Here is a 15,381-nt window from a genome sequence, read left to right on the forward strand (position 1 = left end):
GCTCCTGAGGGGAGGCGGTGACGGGTTCAGCGGCTGGCGGCCAAGGCGGCTGCCAGCTCCACGCGGCTCGCGACGCCGAGCTTCCGCAGGACGTTCGCGATGTGGAACTTGACGGTGTTCTCGCTGATGGTGAGGGTCTCGGCGATCGCCCGGTTCCGTGCTCCACCGGCGGCCAGCTCGGCCACGCTCCACTCGCGCTCGGTCAGCGCGGCGGCCGAGTCTGCGCGGGTCTGCGTCGCGGGCGGCGGGTCGAGCGGCAGCGTCACGTGCAGCTCCGAGCCCCACCCGGGCGTCGCCTGGACATCGAGACTGCCGCGGAGGGCGGCGACGCGAGCACTGAGCTGCTGCACGCTCGGAGTGTCGACGGTCAACTCGCCGGGGCCGTCGTCGCGGATGCCGATGAGCAAGTTGCTGCCGTCGCAGTCCCACTGCACCCGGACCCGCCCGACCGAGGACTGCTCGACGAGCGCGAGGACCGTGCCGCGGACGATCGCCCGTCCGGCGTGCGCCACCTCGCCGGGCAGGGCCCGACCGTCGACGGGCGGCTCGATGAACTGGACCTCGGGGCCGCCGAAGCGGGCGAGCGGGCGGAGGTCCTCACGGAGTCTCGCGAAGGCGCGGGCGACCGGTTCCTCGGCCAGCTGGCGGTCGCGGTCCGACACCGCCCGCAGCTCGACCATGGCGGCCGAGGCGATCTCGGTCACCGCCGCTCGGGCGTCCTCCGCCGACGTCTGGCGCGACCGGGTGACCGCGAGGATCGACTCCAGCGTCGTCGCATGCGCGTCGGTGAGTTCCGCGATCGCGCCGGCCCGCTCACTTGAGGCGGCCCGCGAGTCGCGGAGGTAGTCTGGGGCCGCGGTCGCCACTTGCTGGCGGATGCCCGCCGCGACGACCTCCCACAGGGCGCCGACGAGCCGATCGTCGATCGGTCCCTGCGGGTCGGTCAGGACGAGGAGGGCGCCGGTGTCGGCCAGCCAGGCCCCGATCGGACGTTCCGCGCCTGCGATCACCGCCGACGTCGGCCGGCCGGCGTGCGGTCCGGCATCAGCGAGTGCCGTGGTTACCGGGCCGCGCGGGGTGCGCTGTCGGACCGCGTCGAGCTCGGCGATCGTGATGCCCTCGACGATCGCCGGGTCGCCGGCCTTCTTCCGCGGGCGGCCGGTGCAGTCCTCGGTGAAGATCACGAGTGCGGAATGGGCGACGACCGGTTCGAGGACCTCCCGGAACGCACCGGCGATGCGGAGCAGCGAGCTGGATGCGACGGAGGCCAGGCCGTCGAGCAACTCGACCGGGTAGGTGACAGAGCGTTCGATCATGTCCGCACCCTATCCCATTGCTTAGCGCCCACCCGTTCGGGTAGGAGGAACCGTTCGGGTGAGCAGCGGCGTACCTACCCGATCATGCTCAGGATGGAGGGATGTCGAACCCCACCGTTCCTCCATCCACGTCGGTGACGCCTGCGACCTCGACGGTCCAGGGAGCGCTCGCCGCGATCGACGCCGAGCTCCATCGCACCGTGTCGAGCCTGCTGGAGGCCGATCCGGCTCCCTTCGCCGGCGCACTCGACCGCCTGCGAACGGCGGACCGCGTGTTCGTGTCCGGCGCCGGTCGGTCCGGTCTCGCGCTCCGGATGACCGCCATGCGCCTCATGCACCTCGGACTCACCGTGCACGTCGTCGGCGAGACGACGACGCCCGCCATCACCTCGGGCGACGTCCTGCTCGTCGCCAGCGGCTCGGGTACGACGACAGGTGTGGTGCGCGCCGTGGACACGGCCGTCTCCGTCGGGGCTCAGGTGATCGCCATCACGACCGACCCCGCATCCCCGCTCGCCGAGTTGGCCGCCGAGACGATCGTCGTCCCCGCCGCGCAGAAGACCGACCATGGCGGCACGCGTTCCGTGCAGTACTCCGGGAGTCTCTTCGAGCAGGCGGTCATGCTGCTCGGCGACGCGTTCTTCCACGCGCTCTGGCAGTCCACCGGGGTCAGCGCCGAGGAGCTGTGGCCGCGCCACGCGAACCTCGAGTAGTCCCCCCGATCCCTTCCAACGCGCCCGGCAGACGTCGGACGCATCCCATCACGACAGAAAGCAGCACCACATGAAGCTCCAGGTAGCCATGGACGTCCTCACCACCGAGGCAGCCCTCGAACTCGCCGGGAAGGTCGCCCCCTACGTCGACATCCTCGAGCTCGGCACGCCCCTCATCAAGAGCGAGGGCCTGCGTGCCGTCACCGCGGTCAAGGACGCCCACCCCGACAAGATCGTCTTCGCCGACCTCAAGACGATGGATGCCGGTGAGCTCGAAGCCGACATCGCCTTCTCCGCCGGTGCGGACATCGTCACCGTCCTCGGGACCGCCGGTGACAGCACGATCGTCGGCGCAGTGAAGGCCGCGAAGGCGCACGGCAAGTCCGTCGTCGTCGACCTCATCGGGGTCGCCGACAAGGTGCAGCGCGCGAAGGAGGTCACCGCTCTCGGTGCCGCGTTCGTCGAGATGCACGCCGGTCTCGACGAGCAGGCCGAGGAGGGCTTCACCTTCCAGACGCTCCTGTCCGACGGTGAAGCGGCCGCCGTGCCGTTCTCGGTCGCCGGCGGCGTGAACGTGTCGACGATCGCGTCGGTGCAGCAGGCGGGCGCGCAGGTCGCGGTCGCCGGTGGCGCGATCTACTCGGCCGACGACCCGGCGGCCTCCGCAGCCGCCCTCCGCGCGGCCATCGTCGCCTAACCCCGCCCGCCAACCCCGCACCCGTCGGATTGGCCAGCGCGGTGCGCTGACGTGAGCGCGGTGCATCGGACGTGAGCGCGGGTCTCCAGAGGCCCGCGCTCACGCCTCCGGGGCGCGCTCGGGTCGGCGCACCGCGCTGGCGCATCGGGTGGGTTGGCCGGGCGAAGCCCGAACATCGGACGGGATTCGGGCGTGACGCGGCATACTGGGCGGATCACCACGCGACGCTCGTCGGATGAGCGCGCAGCCGAGCACCCGGAGGATCCGCCGATGACGACCGATTCCAGCCCAGAGCAGCCCATTGCACAGACGACCTCGGGAGCGGTCCGCGGGACGCGCCGAGCCGACGGATCGGTCGCCTTCCTCGGCATCCCATTCGCCGAGCCGCCGACCGGAGCGAGACGGTTCCAGGCCCCCGAGCCCAAGGCGCCCTGGGACGGCGTCCTCGACGCGACCGTCTACGGCGCGACACCGCAGCGGAAGGCCCTGGCCGAGATCACGACCATCCCGGAACCGTCGATCCCCGGCGACTCGACGCTCAACGTCAACGTCTTCACGCCCGACCCGACGCCTCCGTCCGAGGGTGCAGGACTGCCCGTCCTCGTCTGGATCCACGGCGGCGGCTTCATCGCCGGGTCGCCCGCGAGCCCCTGGTACGACGGCCGGGCCTTCAACCGCGACGGCGTCGTCACGGTCTCCGTGTCCTACCGCCTCGGCTTCGACGGGTTCGGCTGGCTGCCCGACGCCCCCGCCAACCGCGGCGTCCTCGACTGGATCCTCGCCCTCGAGTGGGTGCGCGACCACATCGCGTCATTCGGCGGCGACCCGCAGCGCGTGACGATCGCGGGCCAGTCCGCGGGCGGCGGGTCGGTCATGACCCTGCTCACGGTCCCGTCCGCCAGGCACCTGTTCCACCGGGCGATCTCCGTGTCCGGCGTCCCCGGCGACGTCCCGCTCCACGAGGCGCAGGCCCTGACCGCGCGACTCGCCGAGCACCTCGGGGTACCCGCGACCCTGGTCGGCTTCGCGAGCATCGCGGAGGACACGCTGATCGAGGCTCAGCGGTTCGAACTCGTCCCCGGCGGCGCGACCGACCCGGAGTCCGTGCTCCGCGGGATGACGACGATGAACGGCCGCCTCGGCCTCGGGCCGGTCGTCGACGGCGAGTTGGTCGTCGACACCGTCGAAGCCGGCATGACCGCGGGACGAGGTGCTGACAAGCCGTTGCTCGTCAGCGCGACCCGAGAGGAGTTCGCCGGGTTCTTCACCGGTCGACTCGACGAGTTCGACGTCGTGGCGCCGACGCGTGCCCTGGAACTCATGGGCGTGCCGGAATCGCTCGGCGAGGCGTACGTCGCGACCCAGCCCGGCGAACGCACTGGACTCGTCGCGGGGCGCTTCGTGAGCGACGTCATGTTCCGGGAGCGCGTCATCCGCTGGCTGGCGCTGCGGGATGACGCCGAGACGTGGGTCTCCGACTTCGTGTGGCCCTCGGCGGTGAGCGGGATCGCGGAGCACTGTCTCGACGTCCCGTTCATCTTCGACGTGATCGACGACCCGGACGTCACCCGGGTGGCGGGCCCGCACGCGCCACAGGAGCTCGCGGATCGGATCCACGGTGCGGTCGTGGGGTTCGTCCGAGACGGGTCGCCGGGTTGGTCGCGGTCCGATCGCGACGCCTCCGGGATCGAGGTGTTCGACGCGGCCGGGGCGCCGACGGTCGAGCCGTTCGCGAGCGCACGCGTGCTCGCAGCGGCGAAGCGATTCGCGGAAGCGGCGTCGGGTGCGGCGTCGACACCGGTCTGAGGGACTCGCGCCCTCGGCACGTAGGACGAACCGGGCCGTTGTGCCAGGGGGTGTGGCTGTGAGGCGTCCCGCGTTACCGTCGGGACACGAGGAAAGGAATCAGCATGAGCGACCCACGAGACGAGATGGACGACCCGATCGGCGATGCGCAGGAGGCGATCTCCCGAGCGCTGCCCGACAACGCTCCCGAGAGTGACGATCCGATGGCGGCGCCGACGGTCGACGACCCGGGCTCCGAGCCCGGCGACGGCGACCCCGCCGACCAGCCGGGTCTCCTCTAACGCGGCTCGCCGGGCCGGCCCGCTGCTCGGGAATCCCTGGTCAGCGCGGTGCTGCCACCCGAGAGGTGCTGATCCGGTGCCGGCGCGGTGCGCTGGTCCGAACCCCCGGGATCAGGCCTGAGCGCGGGGCGTGCGCGTGAGCGCGACCCTCCGGAGACCCGCGCTCACGCGTGTGCCCCGCGCTCGCGTCAGCGCACCGCGCTGGCGCAACCCGGGGCGGAGGTGTGCAACGCGGGGGCGCTCCGCGCGCGTAGCGGAACGACTTCGAGCGATGTCAACCCCCGGGACGGAATGGTCATGCCCCCATACGGTGGACGGAGTTCTGCGAAAGGAGCTTCACCATGAACATCCTGCTCATCATCGTCATCGTCGTTGCCATCGTTCTCGCCATCACCGGTGGGTTCGTCCAGTCCCTCAACTTCCTGCTGTGGGTCGGCCTCGTGCTGCTCGCGATCGCGATCATCGCGTTCTTGATCAGGACGATCACGGGTCGCAAGGCACTCTAGCTCAAATCCGAGTTCACGAAGCGGTCGGTCCCTCCTGGGGCCGGCCGCTTCGCTGTGTCCGGGGTGGCGCGTGCGGGCGCGATCCGAGTCCTACCGCAGGGACGGGTCGACGCTCGTCCGCCGAAGCACCGCGTCGGCGAACGCCCCGAACAACCGCTCGCCGGCCTCCCGCATCGGCCCCGCCACCGCGGCGACCTCGGACCGCAACCGGTCGGCCGCCTCCTCCGCGGTCCCCGCGATGAACGGCAGATCGCGGAGCATGAGCGGTTCCGCGAGCCACCGGTCGAGCATCGGCGGGTCGACCTCGAGGTGGAACTGCGTCGCGAAGACCCGATCCTCGATCCGGAACGCCTGGTTCGGCGTCGACGGCGACGACGCGAGGACCGTCGCCCCGTACGGAGCCTCGACGACGTCCCCATGCCAGTGCAGCACCGGCAGCCGCTCGCCACGCATGCCGAGTTCGCTCTCGGTCAGGAGCTCGACGTCGCCGACGCCCACTTCATGCGCGGCCGCCGAGTGGAGTGTGGCGCCGAGGGCCGTCGCGATGAGCTGATGCCCGAGACAGACTCCGAACACCGGGATGCCGAGCACGGCCGCATCGCGCACGAGCTGCGCTTCGAGCCCGAGACCCGGGTGCTCCTCCACGTCGAGCGCGCCCATCGGGCCGCCGAGGAGGACGAACCCGTCGAATCCGGTGATCTCGCGCGCCGGCGGCAGCTCACGACGCTCGACGATGGTGTCGAGCGTCCAGTCGATGCCCGACGCCGTGAGCACCTCGCCGAGCACCGCAGGCTGCTCCCATGGCACGTGCTGCAGGACGAGGACGTGCGGTCTGGTCATCGAAAGGCCTCCAGGTCGCCGGGGCGGCGCGACCGGTCTCCGCCGGGTCGCGGAGGTCCGCGCCGTGCGAGCATCGTAGCGAATCCGGGCGTCGTCACCGGCCCGAGGCTTCGGGCTCCCGGCCGATACACTGTCACCGTGCTGCTCTCGGACCGTGACATCAAAGCCGAACTCGACGCCTCCCGCATCGCGCTCGACCCCTACTCGCCGGAGATGATCCAGCCGTCGTCCATCGACGTGCGCCTCGATCGCTTCTTCCGCCTCTTCGACAACCACAAGTACCCCTTCATCGACCCCGCGGAGGATCAGCCCGAGCTGACGCGCCTCATCGAGACGCTGCCGAACGAGCCGTTCATCCTGCACCCCGGCGAGTTCGTCCTCGGGTCCACGTACGAGCGGGTCTCCCTCCCGGACGACGTCGCCGCCCGCCTCGAGGGCAAGAGCTCGCTCGGCCGTCTCGGTCTGCTCACGCACTCCACCGCCGGCTTCATCGACCCGGGCTTCACGGGTCACGTCACCCTCGAGCTCAGCAACGTCGCGACGCTGCCGATCAAGCTCTGGCCGGGGATGAAGATCGGTCAGATGTGCTTCTTCCGGCTCACGTCACCGGCCGAGCGCCCGTACGGGTCGAGCGAGTACAGTTCCAGGTATCAGGGACAGCGTGGACCCACCGCCTCCCGTTCCTTCCAGAACTTCCACCGGACCGACGTCGGCGAGACGCAGCGCTGACGCAGGACTGAGGCGGGCGTCCCGACGACGGGCGAGCAGGTGGACCAGCAGAAAGGCCCCGCCATGAGCACGTCAGAGCGACCCGACTTCGCCCGCGCGATCACCGCCGACGGGCCGACGCCGCTCTACCCGCGTCGCATGGTCCGGTTCGGGCAGTTCGTCGGGTCCTGGGACGTCCACTCGAAGCGGCTCGACGACGAGAGCGGCGAGTGGGTCGAGTCCGACTTCCGCTGGATCGTGTCGTACATCCTCGAGGGGCGGGCCGTGCAGGACGTCCAGCTCGTCGCGAACGACGCGGAACCGTCCGGCTGGGAGACGGTCAGCACGGCGCTCCGCGTCTACGACCGGTTGATGGGTGCCTGGCGCGTGAACTACGTCGAGCCACGGCGCGGCGAGTTCTGCCAGCTCGTCGCGACGCCGCACCGCTCCGACGGCATCCGCCAGGACGGCACGCGGAACGACGACAAGCTCATCCGGTGGAACTTCAGTGGCATCACCGAGGACTCGTACACCTGGGAGAGCTGGGTGTCCGACGACGAGGGCGTGACCTGGTGGCTGCAGGAGCACAACGAGGGTCGCCGCATCGCCTGAGTGGCTCCGTCTCCACCCTCCACCGCGACACTCAGGGGTCGGTGCGCGCCAGGCGCTCCAGGAACGACGCCAGCTGCTCGCGCTCGGCCGTGGAGAAGCCGTCGAGGACACGCTCCTCGGCGGCGAGGTGATCGGGCAGGGCCGCTTCGACGAGGCGCTTGCCGGCAAGGGTGAGGGCGACGACCGTGCCGCGCCCGTCCTGCTCGCTCGGACGGCGCGTCACGAGACCGCGCTCGACGAGCTTGTTCACGCGCTGGGCGATCGCACTCGACGTCACCATCGACCAGTGGGCGAGGTCCTTCGGCGCGAGTTCGTGCGGTGAGCCGGCGCGGAGCAGGGTGGCGAGCACATCGAACGAGGCGCTGTCGAGACCGTGCTCGGCGAAGGTCGCGGACAGGCGTGTGTCCACCGCCGTCGCCGCCCGTGACAGTCGTCCGATGACGGCCATGGGCGAGACGTCGAGGTCGGGCCGCTCGGTCCGCCACTGGCTCAGGATGTCGTCGACGCGCGTGCTCATCCAGCCAGCGTAGCAATTCGCTTAGCGCTGAGCTATTCTTGCTCAGTGCTTAGCAATCAACTCCGCATCGCCGCCGTCACCGCCATCGCCCCGATCAGCTGGGGGACGACCTACCTCGTCACGAGCGAACTGCTCCCGCCGGGACGACCGCTGCTGGCAGCCGTGCTCCGGGCGCTGCCCGCGGGCCTGCTGCTCCTCGCGATCACGCGAACCCTGCCGGTCGGTGGCTGGTGGTGGCGGTCGCTCGTGCTCGGCACGCTGAACATCGGCGCCTTCTTCGCCTTCCTCTTCCTCGCCGCCTACCGACTGCCCGGCGGGGTCGCCGCGACCATGGGGGCGATCGGGCCCGTGCTCGTCGCCGTGCTCGCGAGCCTGCTGGTGGGGGAGGCCTTGACCGTGCGCCGCGTCGTCGCCGGGTTCGCCGGAGTGGCTGGCGTCGCTCTCATCGTGCTGCAGGCCGACGCGCGTCTCGATGTGATCGGCGTCGTCGCCGCGCTCGCCGGTGCGGTCTCGATGTCGCTCGGATCGGTGCTGAGCAAGCGGTGGGGGAGACCGGAGGTCGGTCGCCGGATCGGCGCGCGCCGGCGCACGAGCCCGGACCTCGACCCGAACGCCGGCAGCGACGCACCGGTCTCCGGCCTCGCGCTGACCGCCTGGCAGCTCGTCGCCGGCGGTCTCGTCCTCGTGCCGGTGCTGCTCGTCGTCGAGGGGCTCCCGTCGGCCGCGCCGGACGCCGCGGCGATCGGTGGGTACGCCTACCTCTCCCTCGTCGGCACTGCCCTCGGGTACGCCCTGTGGTTCCGAGGCATCGCCGCGCTCCCCGTCGGGTCGGTGTCGTTCCTCGGCCTCCTGAGTCCCGTCGTCGCCGTGCTGGCAGGCCTCGTGGTCCTCGGCGAGGCGCTGAGCCTCGGACAAGTGATCGGGATCGCGGTCGTCGCCGGCTCCCTCATCCTGGTCTTCACCGCGAGACGGCCCAGCGTCATACTGGGCGCATGAGATTCCGCACCGTCATCGAGCTCCAGGGCAACAACACCGGGATCCTCGTCCCCGATGCCGTCGTCGAGGGCCTGGACCGGGGCAAGCGCGTGCCTGTCGTCGTCACCGTCGGAGCAACCACCTACCGCAGCACCATCACCCCGATGGGCGGCAGGTACCTGATCGCGTTGAGTGCCGCCAACCGCGCCGCTGCCGGGGTCGCGGGAGGCGACGAGGTCGAGGTGGACCTCGAGGTCGACGACGCACCGCGCGTGTTCCCGCTGCCGCCCGAGCTCGAGACGGCGCTCGCGGGAGACGAGCAGGCGCTCGCCGCCTACGGAGCCCTGTCGTTCAGCCGACAGCGCGCGCTGGCCGAGCCGGTCGCACTGGCGAAGACGGATGCGACGCGCGACAAGCGGATCGCCGCGGCCGTCGAAGCGCTCCGCGGCGCCTGAGCTCGCTCAGTCGCCTGAATCTGTTCGGGAACCGGCTCGATCCGTGCAGATCCGGGCGCCTCAGCGGGCCGCGGACTCCGCGAGAAGCGGTACGACGAGCGGCAGCTGGAGCGTCAGCCAAGGGCTGAACGCGAAGGGCGCCTGCTCGACGGACGCCAGGAGCGATTCGGGCTCGGCCCAGGCCCACTCCATGACCTCGTCGGGGTTCGGCTCGGGCGTCGCGTCCGTGTAGGCGACGTAGACCGGGCAGATCTCGTACTCGACCACACCCGAGGCGTCGACGGCGCGATACCGGAAGTCGGGCAGCACCAGTTCCGGTGCGGAGATCGGCAGGCCGAGCTCGGCACTCGCCCGACGCAGCACGGCGTCCACGCTGTCCTCGTCCGGGCCGGGGTGGCCGCAGAACGAGTTCGTCCAGACGCCCGGCCATGTGAGCTTCGAGAGCGCGCGCCGGGTCACGAGGATGCGACCGTCGGGCCCGATCACGTGGCAGGAGAACGCGAGGTGGAGTGGCGTCTCCAGCGTGTGGACGGTCGCCTTCGGCGTGGTGCCGATGCGGGTGCCGTCCTCGGCGAGCAGGACGACGAGTTCTTCGGGTACCGACATGCGTCCATTCTCCCCGACGATCGGGGTGAACGCGAATGGACAGCTAGCGTACTAATCCCACCGCTCCGTGAAGTAGCCTCGTGATATGGAGACCCACCACGTCGTCGACGTGCCCTATCGACAACAGCATCAGGTCGAGGATGCCCTCGAGCGTTTCCTCGAACTGGCGAAGACGCAGGCGGTGTCGTTCGGCGGCGCCGGCTACCTGCGGCTCTGGGAGACCATCGAGCGCAGCATGGCCGGCGGCAAGCGGTTCCGTCCGCGGATGGTCATGACGGCCTACGAGGCGCTGGGCGGCGAGGACATCGTCGCGGCCGCTCACGTCGCCGCCGCCTACGAACTCCTGCACACCGCGCTGATCGTCCACGACGACGTGATCGACCGCGACTTCGTCCGGCGCGGCAGCCCCAACGTCTCCGGCAGCTACCGCGACATCGCGCAGACCGCGGGCATCCCACTGCCGCTCGCCGAGCACCGCGGCATGTCCGTCGCCGTCATCGCCGGCGACCTCGCCCTGTCCGCGTCCTACCGCCTGATCGACCGCGCCGGGAGCGCCGACTCGGTCCGCACCCGCCTGCGCGAGATCCTCGACGACGCCATCTCCGCCTCGGCGGCCGGTGAGCTCGCCGACGTCGACTTCACGGTCGGCGGCGTCGTCCCGACGGTCGACGACATCATCCGCATGGAGCGTCTGAAGACCGCCTACTACTCGTTCGAGGCGCCCCTGCAGTCGGGCGGCGTCCTCGCCGGCGCTCCGGAGGCGACGATCGACGCGCTCGGAGCCTTCGGGCAGCAGATCGGTATCGCCTACCAGATCATCGACGACGTCCTCGGGGTCTTCGGCGACTCGAAGACGACCGGCAAGACGACGATCGGCGACCTCCGCGAGGGCAAGTTGACGGTCATGGTGGCGTTCGCGGCGGAGCAGCCCGAGTGGCACGCCGTCGAACACCTCTTCGGCGACCCGGACCTCGACGAGGAGGGTGCCGCCGTCCTGCGCGAGGTCCTCATGACGACGGGAGCCCGCCAGCACGCGACCCTGCTCGCCGGGGACTACGCCAACCGCGCCTGGGAGCAGCTGGCCTCTCCGAGCATCCCGGCGCAACTCCGCGACGAGCTCCGTCCCATCGTCGCCACCGTGCTCGAGCGGTCGCGATGACCGCAGCAGGGGACGGGACCGCGCGACCGGCCGATGACGCTTCGGCGGTCGGCGACGCACGACAGCTCTACGACCGGGTCGCGCAGGAGACCGCCAGCATCGTCATCCGTCGGTACTCCACGTCCTTCGGCCTGGCGGCCAGGCTGCTGGGTGGCGACATCCGCCAGGACGTCGAGAACGTGTACGCGCTCGTGCGCATCGCCGACGAGATCGTCGACGGCCTGGCCGCGGCAGCCGGGCTCGACCCTGAGCGGGTCCTCCGCATGCTCGACGCCCTCGAGCAGGACACCGAGGACGCGATGGAGACGGGGTACAGCAGCAACCTCGTCGTCCACGCCTTCGCCATCTCGGCGCGGTCGGCGGGGATCGAGGTCGACCTCACCCGTCCGTTCTTCGCGTCCATGCGTGCGGACCTCTCGCGCACCGTCCACACCCCGGAGACGTTCCGCGACTACGTGTACGGCTCAGCCGAGGTCGTCGGGCTCATGTGCCTGCGGATCTTCCTCCGCGGCCACGACGTCGACGACGCCCAGCGCGCCGCGTTCGTCGTCGGTGCCAGGAGTCTCGGTGCCGCCTTCCAGAAGGTCAACTTCCTCCGCGACCTCTCGGCCGACCACGACGAGCTCGGCCGCAGCTACTTCCCGGGTGTCGCCGTCGACGAGCTGACCGAGGCACAGAAGCACAGTCTCCTCGACGACATCGAAGCCGATCTCGACCGCTCGGCAGCGGTCCTCGGGCGGCTGCCGAAGTCGAGCCGTCGCGCGGTCGCGCTCGCCCAGGAGCTCTTCTCCGAACTCGCCCGACGCATCCGGACGACGCCCGCCTCGGCGCTCGTCCGCACGCGCGTCCGGGTGCCCGACCCGGTCAAGCTCCGCATCGCGGCCGGCGCGCTCGCCGGCCGCACGCCGGCCACGACCGGCACCACCGCCTCCATCCCGACGATCGACGAGAGTTCGCAGTCATGACCACCTCCCACCACCGGACCGTCGTCATCGGCGGCGGCATCAGCGGTCTCGCCGCCGCAGCCCTCCTCGCCCGCGACGGCCAGCGGGTCACGCTGCTCGAACGACGCGAGGTGCTCGGCGGCCGCGCCGGCACCTGGGAGCAGGACGGCTTCACCTTCGACACCGGCCCGAGCTGGTACCTCATGCCGGAGGTCTTCGACCACTTCTACCGTCTCCTCGGCACCTCCGCCGCCGAGCAGCTCGACCTCGGGCGTCTCGACCCGGCCTACCGCGTCTACTCGGAGGGCCGCGACGGGCACCTCGACCTCGCCGCCGACCGGGCCGGCAACCTCGCCCTGTTCGAGTCGGTCGAGCCCGGTGCCGGCGCGAAGATGGACGAGTACCTCCGCAGCGCGAAGGAGACGTACGAGATCGCCATCCGGAGCTTCCTGTACACGACGTTCGAGTCGTACCGGACCCTCGCGAGTCGTGAGGTCCTCGCCCGGATGCCGAAGCTCGCGAAGCTCCTCACGGAGGACCTCGACACCCTGGCCGCGCGCACCGTCTCCGACGTCCGCCTGCAGCAGATCCTCGGCTACCCGGCCGTGTTCCTCGGCTCCTCGCCGTTCGAGGCGCCGAGCATGTACCACCTCATGAGCTACCTCGACCTCGAGGACGGCGTGCTCTACCCGCAGGGCGGCTTCTCGCGGATCATCGAGACGATCGCCGAGCTCGCCCGCGCCGAGGGTGTGGAGATCATCACGGGCGCCGAGGTCACCGGCATCACCACGATGCCCGCTGGGCGCCGCGCCAGGGTCGACGGCGTCAACTACCTCGACGCCGACGGTCGCCGGCAGTTGCTCCGCGCCGACCGGGTCGTGTCCGCCGCCGACCTGCACCACACCGAGACGACGCTGCTGCCTCGCGAACTCCAGACCTACCCGGCCGGGTACTGGGAGAAGCGCACCGCCGGACCGGGAGCTGTGCTCGTGATGCTCGGCGTCCGCGGCGAGCTCCCGGAACTCCTGCACCACAGCCTGTTCTTCACGGCCGACTGGCGCGACAACTTCGGCCGTATCTTCGGCGAGGAGACGAGCGTGCCCGACCCCGCGTCGCTGTACGTCTGCCGCCCGAGCGCGACCGATGCCGGCGTCGCACCCGACGGCCACGAGAACCTGTTCATCCTGGTGCCGGTCCCTGCGGATCCGTCCATCGGTGGCGGGGGAGACACCCGGGTCGCGGAGATCGGCGACGCCGCCATCGCGCAGATCGCCGAGTGGGCCGGCGTCCCCGACCTCGCCGAGCGCATCGTGGTGCGTCGCGACGTCGGACCCGCCGATTTCGCGACCGATCTCAACGTCTGGAAGGGCACCGCCCTCGGGCCGGCGCACATCCTCTCGCAGAGCGCGATGTTCCGGAGCGGCAACGTCAGCAAGAAGGTCGACGGCCTGTTCTACACCGGTGGCTCCACCATCCCGGGCATCGGCCTGCCGATGTGCCTCATCAGCGCGGAGCTCGTCGTCAAGCGCATGCGTGGCGACCTCACCACCGGACCGATGGCGGAGCCGTTGCGTGCGCGCTCCGAGGCGACCGGCTGATGGGTCTGCTGTACCTGCTGGCGCTGCTCGTCTCGATCACCGGGATGGTCCTGCTCGACCGGCGGTTCCGGCTCTTCTTCTGGGCCGACCGACGACGGGCCGCGATCATCTTGCCGATCGGCGTCGTGTTCTTCCTCGTGTGGGATCTGCTCGGTATCGGCACCGGCATCTTCTTCCGCGGTGAGACCTCGTTCATGACCGGGCTCCAGGTCGCGCCCGAGCTGCCGATCGAGGAGGTCTTCTTCCTGACGCTGCTCTGCTACCTCACGATGAACCTGTTCGGCGCGGCGCGACACACACTCGGTCGGTCGTCCCGTCGCGCGACCGGCGCCGCCGAGGTGAGCGGACGATGACCTACTGGGCCCTCAACGCATGGTTCCTCGCCGTGGTGGCGGTCGTCGCCCTGCTCGCGGTCGTCCGGCTCGATCGACGTCGGGCAGGCGGATCGCGCTCCACCGGTCTGACCGCGGGCACCTGGCTGCTCGCGGTGGGCGGTGGGCTCGTCGTCCTCCTGCTCATGACCGCGCTGTTCGACAACATCATGATCGGCATCGGGCTCGTCGGCTACGACCCGGCACTGATCTCCGGCGCCTTCATCGGCATCGCACCGCTCGAGGACTTCGCCTACGCCATCGCCGCGGCCGTCCTGCTGCCGTCCCTCTGGGTGCTTCTCGAGCGCCGAACCCCTGCTCCCGTCTCCCCATCCCCGTCCCAGGAGGACCCGGCATGAACCGACTCGGCCAGCTCGTGCTGTCCTCCCGACCGCTGTCGTGGATCAACACCGCGTACCCGTTCGCAGCGGCGTACCTGCTGACCACGCGCGAGCTCGACCTCACCTTCTGGCTCGGGACGCTGTACTTCCTCATCCCGTACAACCTCGCGATGTACGGCATCAACGACGTCTTCGACTACGAGTCCGACCTGCGGAACCCGCGCAAGGGCGGCGTCGAGGGCGCGGTCCTGGACCGCCGGATGCACCGGTTGACGATCTTCGCGGCGATCGTGACGAACGTCCCGTTCCTCGTCTACCTCGTCGTCGTCGGCTCGCCGCTGTCGTGGCTCGTCCTCGCGATCAGCGTGTTCGCGCTCATCGCGTACAGTGCGCCCGGCCTGCGGTTCAAGGAGCGGCCGTTCATCGACTCGCTCACCTCGAGCACGCACTTCGTGAGCCCGGCGGTCTACGGCCTCGTCCTCGCCGGTGCGGTCTTCACCCCGGCGCTCTGGGCGCTGCTCGTCGGTTACTTCCTCTGGGGGATCGCCAGCCACGCCTTCGGTGCGGTGCAGGACATCATCGCCGACCGGGAGGGCGGGATCGGGTCGATCGCGACGGTCATCGGTGCCGCGGCGACCGTCCGGTTCGCCTTCGTCGCCTACCTGGCCGGCGGCGCGCTGATGCTCGTGACCCCGTGGCCGATCCCGTTGGCGGGCCTGCTCGCGCTGCCCTACGCCGCGAGTGTGCTGCCGTTCTGGAACCTCCGCGAGGAGGACGCCGAGCGGGCCAACGCGGGCTGGAAGCGGTTCCTCCGCCTCAACTTCCTGACGGGCTTCCTCATCACGATGCTCATCATCTGGTACTGGTTCCTGACGTCCTGACCGGAACCCGCGGCCCTGTCTCAGGAGTCCCCGGGCGCGCCGCCCGCGTTGCGCG

At 70.7% G+C, this 15,381-nt stretch carries 19 protein-coding genes; 15 read left to right on the top strand and 4 right to left on the bottom strand.

Features of this window, described 5'->3' with window-relative positions; genetic code table 11:
* Nucleotides 1-26: 26 nt before the first annotated feature.
* Complete coding sequence (locus QRN19_RS00605; protein WP_285024603.1) at nucleotides 27-1,316, bottom strand: helix-turn-helix transcriptional regulator; 1,290 nt, start codon at nucleotides 1,314-1,316, stop codon at nucleotides 27-29.
* Between the two features lie 101 nt (nucleotides 1,317-1,417).
* On the opposite strand from QRN19_RS00605, the gene hxlB reads away from it, so the two are divergent.
* The 5 genes from hxlB to QRN19_RS00630 all read left to right on the top strand — a co-directional run bounded on the left by hxlB (nucleotide 1,418) and on the right by QRN19_RS00630 (nucleotide 5,319).
* Complete coding sequence (gene hxlB, locus QRN19_RS00610) at nucleotides 1,418-2,029, top strand: 6-phospho-3-hexuloisomerase (RefSeq protein ID WP_285024604.1); 612 nt, start codon at nucleotides 1,418-1,420, stop codon at nucleotides 2,027-2,029.
* Between the two features lie 70 nt (nucleotides 2,030-2,099).
* Nucleotides 2,100-2,726: a 3-hexulose-6-phosphate synthase gene (gene hxlA / locus QRN19_RS00615; protein ID WP_064297125.1), complete on the top strand. Its 627-nt coding sequence runs from the start codon at nucleotides 2,100-2,102 to the stop codon at nucleotides 2,724-2,726.
* A 270-nt stretch (nucleotides 2,727-2,996) separates the two neighbouring features.
* On the top strand, nucleotides 2,997-4,532 hold the full coding sequence (locus QRN19_RS00620) for a carboxylesterase/lipase family protein (protein ID WP_285024605.1): 1,536 nt from the start codon (nucleotides 2,997-2,999) through the stop codon (nucleotides 4,530-4,532).
* A 104-nt stretch (nucleotides 4,533-4,636) separates the two neighbouring features.
* The gene (locus QRN19_RS00625) at nucleotides 4,637-4,813 is read left to right on the top strand and encodes a hypothetical protein (protein ID WP_159453388.1); all 177 of its coding nucleotides are present in this window, start codon (nucleotides 4,637-4,639) and stop codon (nucleotides 4,811-4,813) included.
* A gap of 341 nt (nucleotides 4,814-5,154) precedes the next feature.
* Nucleotides 5,155-5,319 (top strand): hypothetical protein, encoded by a 165-nt coding sequence (locus QRN19_RS00630; RefSeq protein ID WP_162852292.1) that lies wholly within the window; start codon nucleotides 5,155-5,157, stop codon nucleotides 5,317-5,319.
* A gap of 90 nt (nucleotides 5,320-5,409) precedes the next feature.
* Here the strand turns inward: QRN19_RS00630 and QRN19_RS00635 are convergent, their stop codons facing one another.
* Nucleotides 5,410-6,159, bottom strand: coding sequence for a type 1 glutamine amidotransferase (locus QRN19_RS00635; RefSeq protein ID WP_285024608.1), 750 nt, complete (start codon nucleotides 6,157-6,159; stop codon nucleotides 5,410-5,412).
* A 138-nt stretch (nucleotides 6,160-6,297) separates the two neighbouring features.
* Between QRN19_RS00635 and dcd the strand changes: the two genes are divergently transcribed.
* Together dcd and QRN19_RS00645 are read left to right on the top strand one after the other, a co-directional pair.
* On the top strand, nucleotides 6,298-6,888 hold the full coding sequence (gene dcd, locus QRN19_RS00640) for a dCTP deaminase (RefSeq protein ID WP_056009122.1): 591 nt from the start codon (nucleotides 6,298-6,300) through the stop codon (nucleotides 6,886-6,888).
* Between the two features lie 63 nt (nucleotides 6,889-6,951).
* Complete coding sequence (locus QRN19_RS00645; RefSeq protein ID WP_071261813.1) at nucleotides 6,952-7,479, top strand: hypothetical protein; 528 nt, start codon at nucleotides 6,952-6,954, stop codon at nucleotides 7,477-7,479.
* Nucleotides 7,480-7,510: 31 nt separating this feature from the next.
* On the opposite strand, the gene QRN19_RS00650 is transcribed toward QRN19_RS00645, so the two are convergent.
* Complete coding sequence (locus tag QRN19_RS00650) at nucleotides 7,511-7,996, bottom strand: MarR family winged helix-turn-helix transcriptional regulator (RefSeq protein ID WP_285024610.1); 486 nt, start codon at nucleotides 7,994-7,996, stop codon at nucleotides 7,511-7,513.
* Between the two features lie 45 nt (nucleotides 7,997-8,041).
* Between QRN19_RS00650 and QRN19_RS00655 the strand changes: the two genes are divergently transcribed.
* Nucleotides 8,042-8,992, top strand: a complete 951-nt coding sequence (locus QRN19_RS00655; RefSeq protein WP_285024611.1) for an EamA family transporter — start codon at nucleotides 8,042-8,044, stop codon at nucleotides 8,990-8,992.
* Nucleotides 8,989-9,426: a YdeI/OmpD-associated family protein gene (locus QRN19_RS00660; protein WP_285024612.1), complete on the top strand. Its 438-nt coding sequence runs from the start codon at nucleotides 8,989-8,991 to the stop codon at nucleotides 9,424-9,426. The genes QRN19_RS00655 and QRN19_RS00660 overlap by 4 nt, the downstream gene beginning before the upstream one ends.
* 60 nt (nucleotides 9,427-9,486) lie before the next feature.
* Here QRN19_RS00660 and idi read toward each other — a convergent pair whose 3' ends face one another.
* Complete coding sequence (gene idi / locus QRN19_RS00665; protein WP_079704925.1) at nucleotides 9,487-10,032, bottom strand: isopentenyl-diphosphate Delta-isomerase; 546 nt, start codon at nucleotides 10,030-10,032, stop codon at nucleotides 9,487-9,489.
* Between the two features lie 85 nt (nucleotides 10,033-10,117).
* Here idi and QRN19_RS00670 point away from each other — a divergent pair, with 85 nt between their 5' ends.
* The 6 genes from QRN19_RS00670 to QRN19_RS00695 are packed head-to-tail and all read left to right on the top strand — an operon-like array spanning nucleotide 10,118 to nucleotide 15,326.
* Complete coding sequence (locus QRN19_RS00670) at nucleotides 10,118-11,191, top strand: polyprenyl synthetase family protein (protein WP_285024614.1); 1,074 nt, start codon at nucleotides 10,118-10,120, stop codon at nucleotides 11,189-11,191.
* Nucleotides 11,188-12,156 (top strand): phytoene/squalene synthase family protein, encoded by a 969-nt coding sequence (locus tag QRN19_RS00675; RefSeq protein ID WP_285024615.1) that lies wholly within the window; start codon nucleotides 11,188-11,190, stop codon nucleotides 12,154-12,156. Before QRN19_RS00670 ends, QRN19_RS00675 begins: the two co-directional genes overlap by 4 nt.
* Nucleotides 12,153-13,733, top strand: a complete 1,581-nt coding sequence (crtI, locus tag QRN19_RS00680) for a phytoene desaturase family protein (RefSeq protein ID WP_285024616.1) — start codon at nucleotides 12,153-12,155, stop codon at nucleotides 13,731-13,733. The genes QRN19_RS00675 and crtI overlap by 4 nt, the downstream gene beginning before the upstream one ends.
* The gene (locus QRN19_RS00685; RefSeq protein ID WP_285024617.1) at nucleotides 13,733-14,086 is read left to right on the top strand and encodes a lycopene cyclase domain-containing protein; all 354 of its coding nucleotides are present in this window, start codon (nucleotides 13,733-13,735) and stop codon (nucleotides 14,084-14,086) included. The genes crtI and QRN19_RS00685 overlap by 1 nt, the downstream gene beginning before the upstream one ends.
* Nucleotides 14,083-14,463 (top strand): lycopene cyclase, encoded by a 381-nt coding sequence (locus QRN19_RS00690; protein ID WP_202938893.1) that lies wholly within the window; start codon nucleotides 14,083-14,085, stop codon nucleotides 14,461-14,463. The genes QRN19_RS00685 and QRN19_RS00690 overlap by 4 nt, the downstream gene beginning before the upstream one ends.
* Entirely contained in the window at nucleotides 14,460-15,326 is an 867-nt protein-coding gene (locus tag QRN19_RS00695; RefSeq protein WP_285024618.1) for a prenyltransferase, read from the top strand. Before QRN19_RS00690 ends, QRN19_RS00695 begins: the two co-directional genes overlap by 4 nt.
* The last annotated feature ends 55 nt before the right edge of the window (nucleotides 15,327-15,381 follow it).

Source organism: Plantibacter sp. ME-Dv--P-122b (assembly GCF_030209375.1).
In the GTDB taxonomy this organism is placed as follows: Bacteria; Actinomycetota; Actinomycetes; order Actinomycetales; family Microbacteriaceae; genus Plantibacter.

Excerpts from the sequence above, each read along its gene's own strand:
- QRN19_RS00605 (WP_285024603.1), bottom strand. The coding sequence starts at position 1,316 with ATGATCGAACGCTCTGTCACCTACCCGGTCGAGTTGCTCGACGGCCTG.
- hxlB (WP_285024604.1), top strand. The coding sequence starts at position 1,418 with ATGTCGAACCCCACCGTTCCTCCATCCACGTCGGTGACGCCTGCGACC.
- hxlA (WP_064297125.1), top strand. The coding sequence starts at position 2,100 with ATGAAGCTCCAGGTAGCCATGGACGTCCTCACCACCGAGGCAGCCCTC.
- QRN19_RS00620 (WP_285024605.1), top strand. The coding sequence starts at position 2,997 with ATGACGACCGATTCCAGCCCAGAGCAGCCCATTGCACAGACGACCTCG.
- QRN19_RS00625 (WP_159453388.1), top strand. The coding sequence starts at position 4,637 with ATGAGCGACCCACGAGACGAGATGGACGACCCGATCGGCGATGCGCAG.
- QRN19_RS00630 (WP_162852292.1), top strand. The coding sequence starts at position 5,155 with ATGAACATCCTGCTCATCATCGTCATCGTCGTTGCCATCGTTCTCGCC.
- QRN19_RS00635 (WP_285024608.1), bottom strand. The coding sequence starts at position 6,159 with ATGACCAGACCGCACGTCCTCGTCCTGCAGCACGTGCCATGGGAGCAG.
- QRN19_RS00645 (WP_071261813.1), top strand. The coding sequence starts at position 6,952 with ATGAGCACGTCAGAGCGACCCGACTTCGCCCGCGCGATCACCGCCGAC.
- QRN19_RS00650 (WP_285024610.1), bottom strand. The coding sequence starts at position 7,996 with ATGAGCACGCGCGTCGACGACATCCTGAGCCAGTGGCGGACCGAGCGG.
- QRN19_RS00660 (WP_285024612.1), top strand. The coding sequence starts at position 8,989 with ATGAGATTCCGCACCGTCATCGAGCTCCAGGGCAACAACACCGGGATC.
- idi (WP_079704925.1), bottom strand. The coding sequence starts at position 10,032 with ATGTCGGTACCCGAAGAACTCGTCGTCCTGCTCGCCGAGGACGGCACC.
- QRN19_RS00670 (WP_285024614.1), top strand. The coding sequence starts at position 10,118 with ATGGAGACCCACCACGTCGTCGACGTGCCCTATCGACAACAGCATCAG.
- QRN19_RS00675 (WP_285024615.1), top strand. The coding sequence starts at position 11,188 with ATGACCGCAGCAGGGGACGGGACCGCGCGACCGGCCGATGACGCTTCG.
- crtI (WP_285024616.1), top strand. The coding sequence starts at position 12,153 with ATGACCACCTCCCACCACCGGACCGTCGTCATCGGCGGCGGCATCAGC.
- QRN19_RS00685 (WP_285024617.1), top strand. The coding sequence starts at position 13,733 with ATGGGTCTGCTGTACCTGCTGGCGCTGCTCGTCTCGATCACCGGGATG.
- QRN19_RS00690 (WP_202938893.1), top strand. The coding sequence starts at position 14,083 with ATGACCTACTGGGCCCTCAACGCATGGTTCCTCGCCGTGGTGGCGGTC.
- QRN19_RS00695 (WP_285024618.1), top strand. The coding sequence starts at position 14,460 with ATGAACCGACTCGGCCAGCTCGTGCTGTCCTCCCGACCGCTGTCGTGG.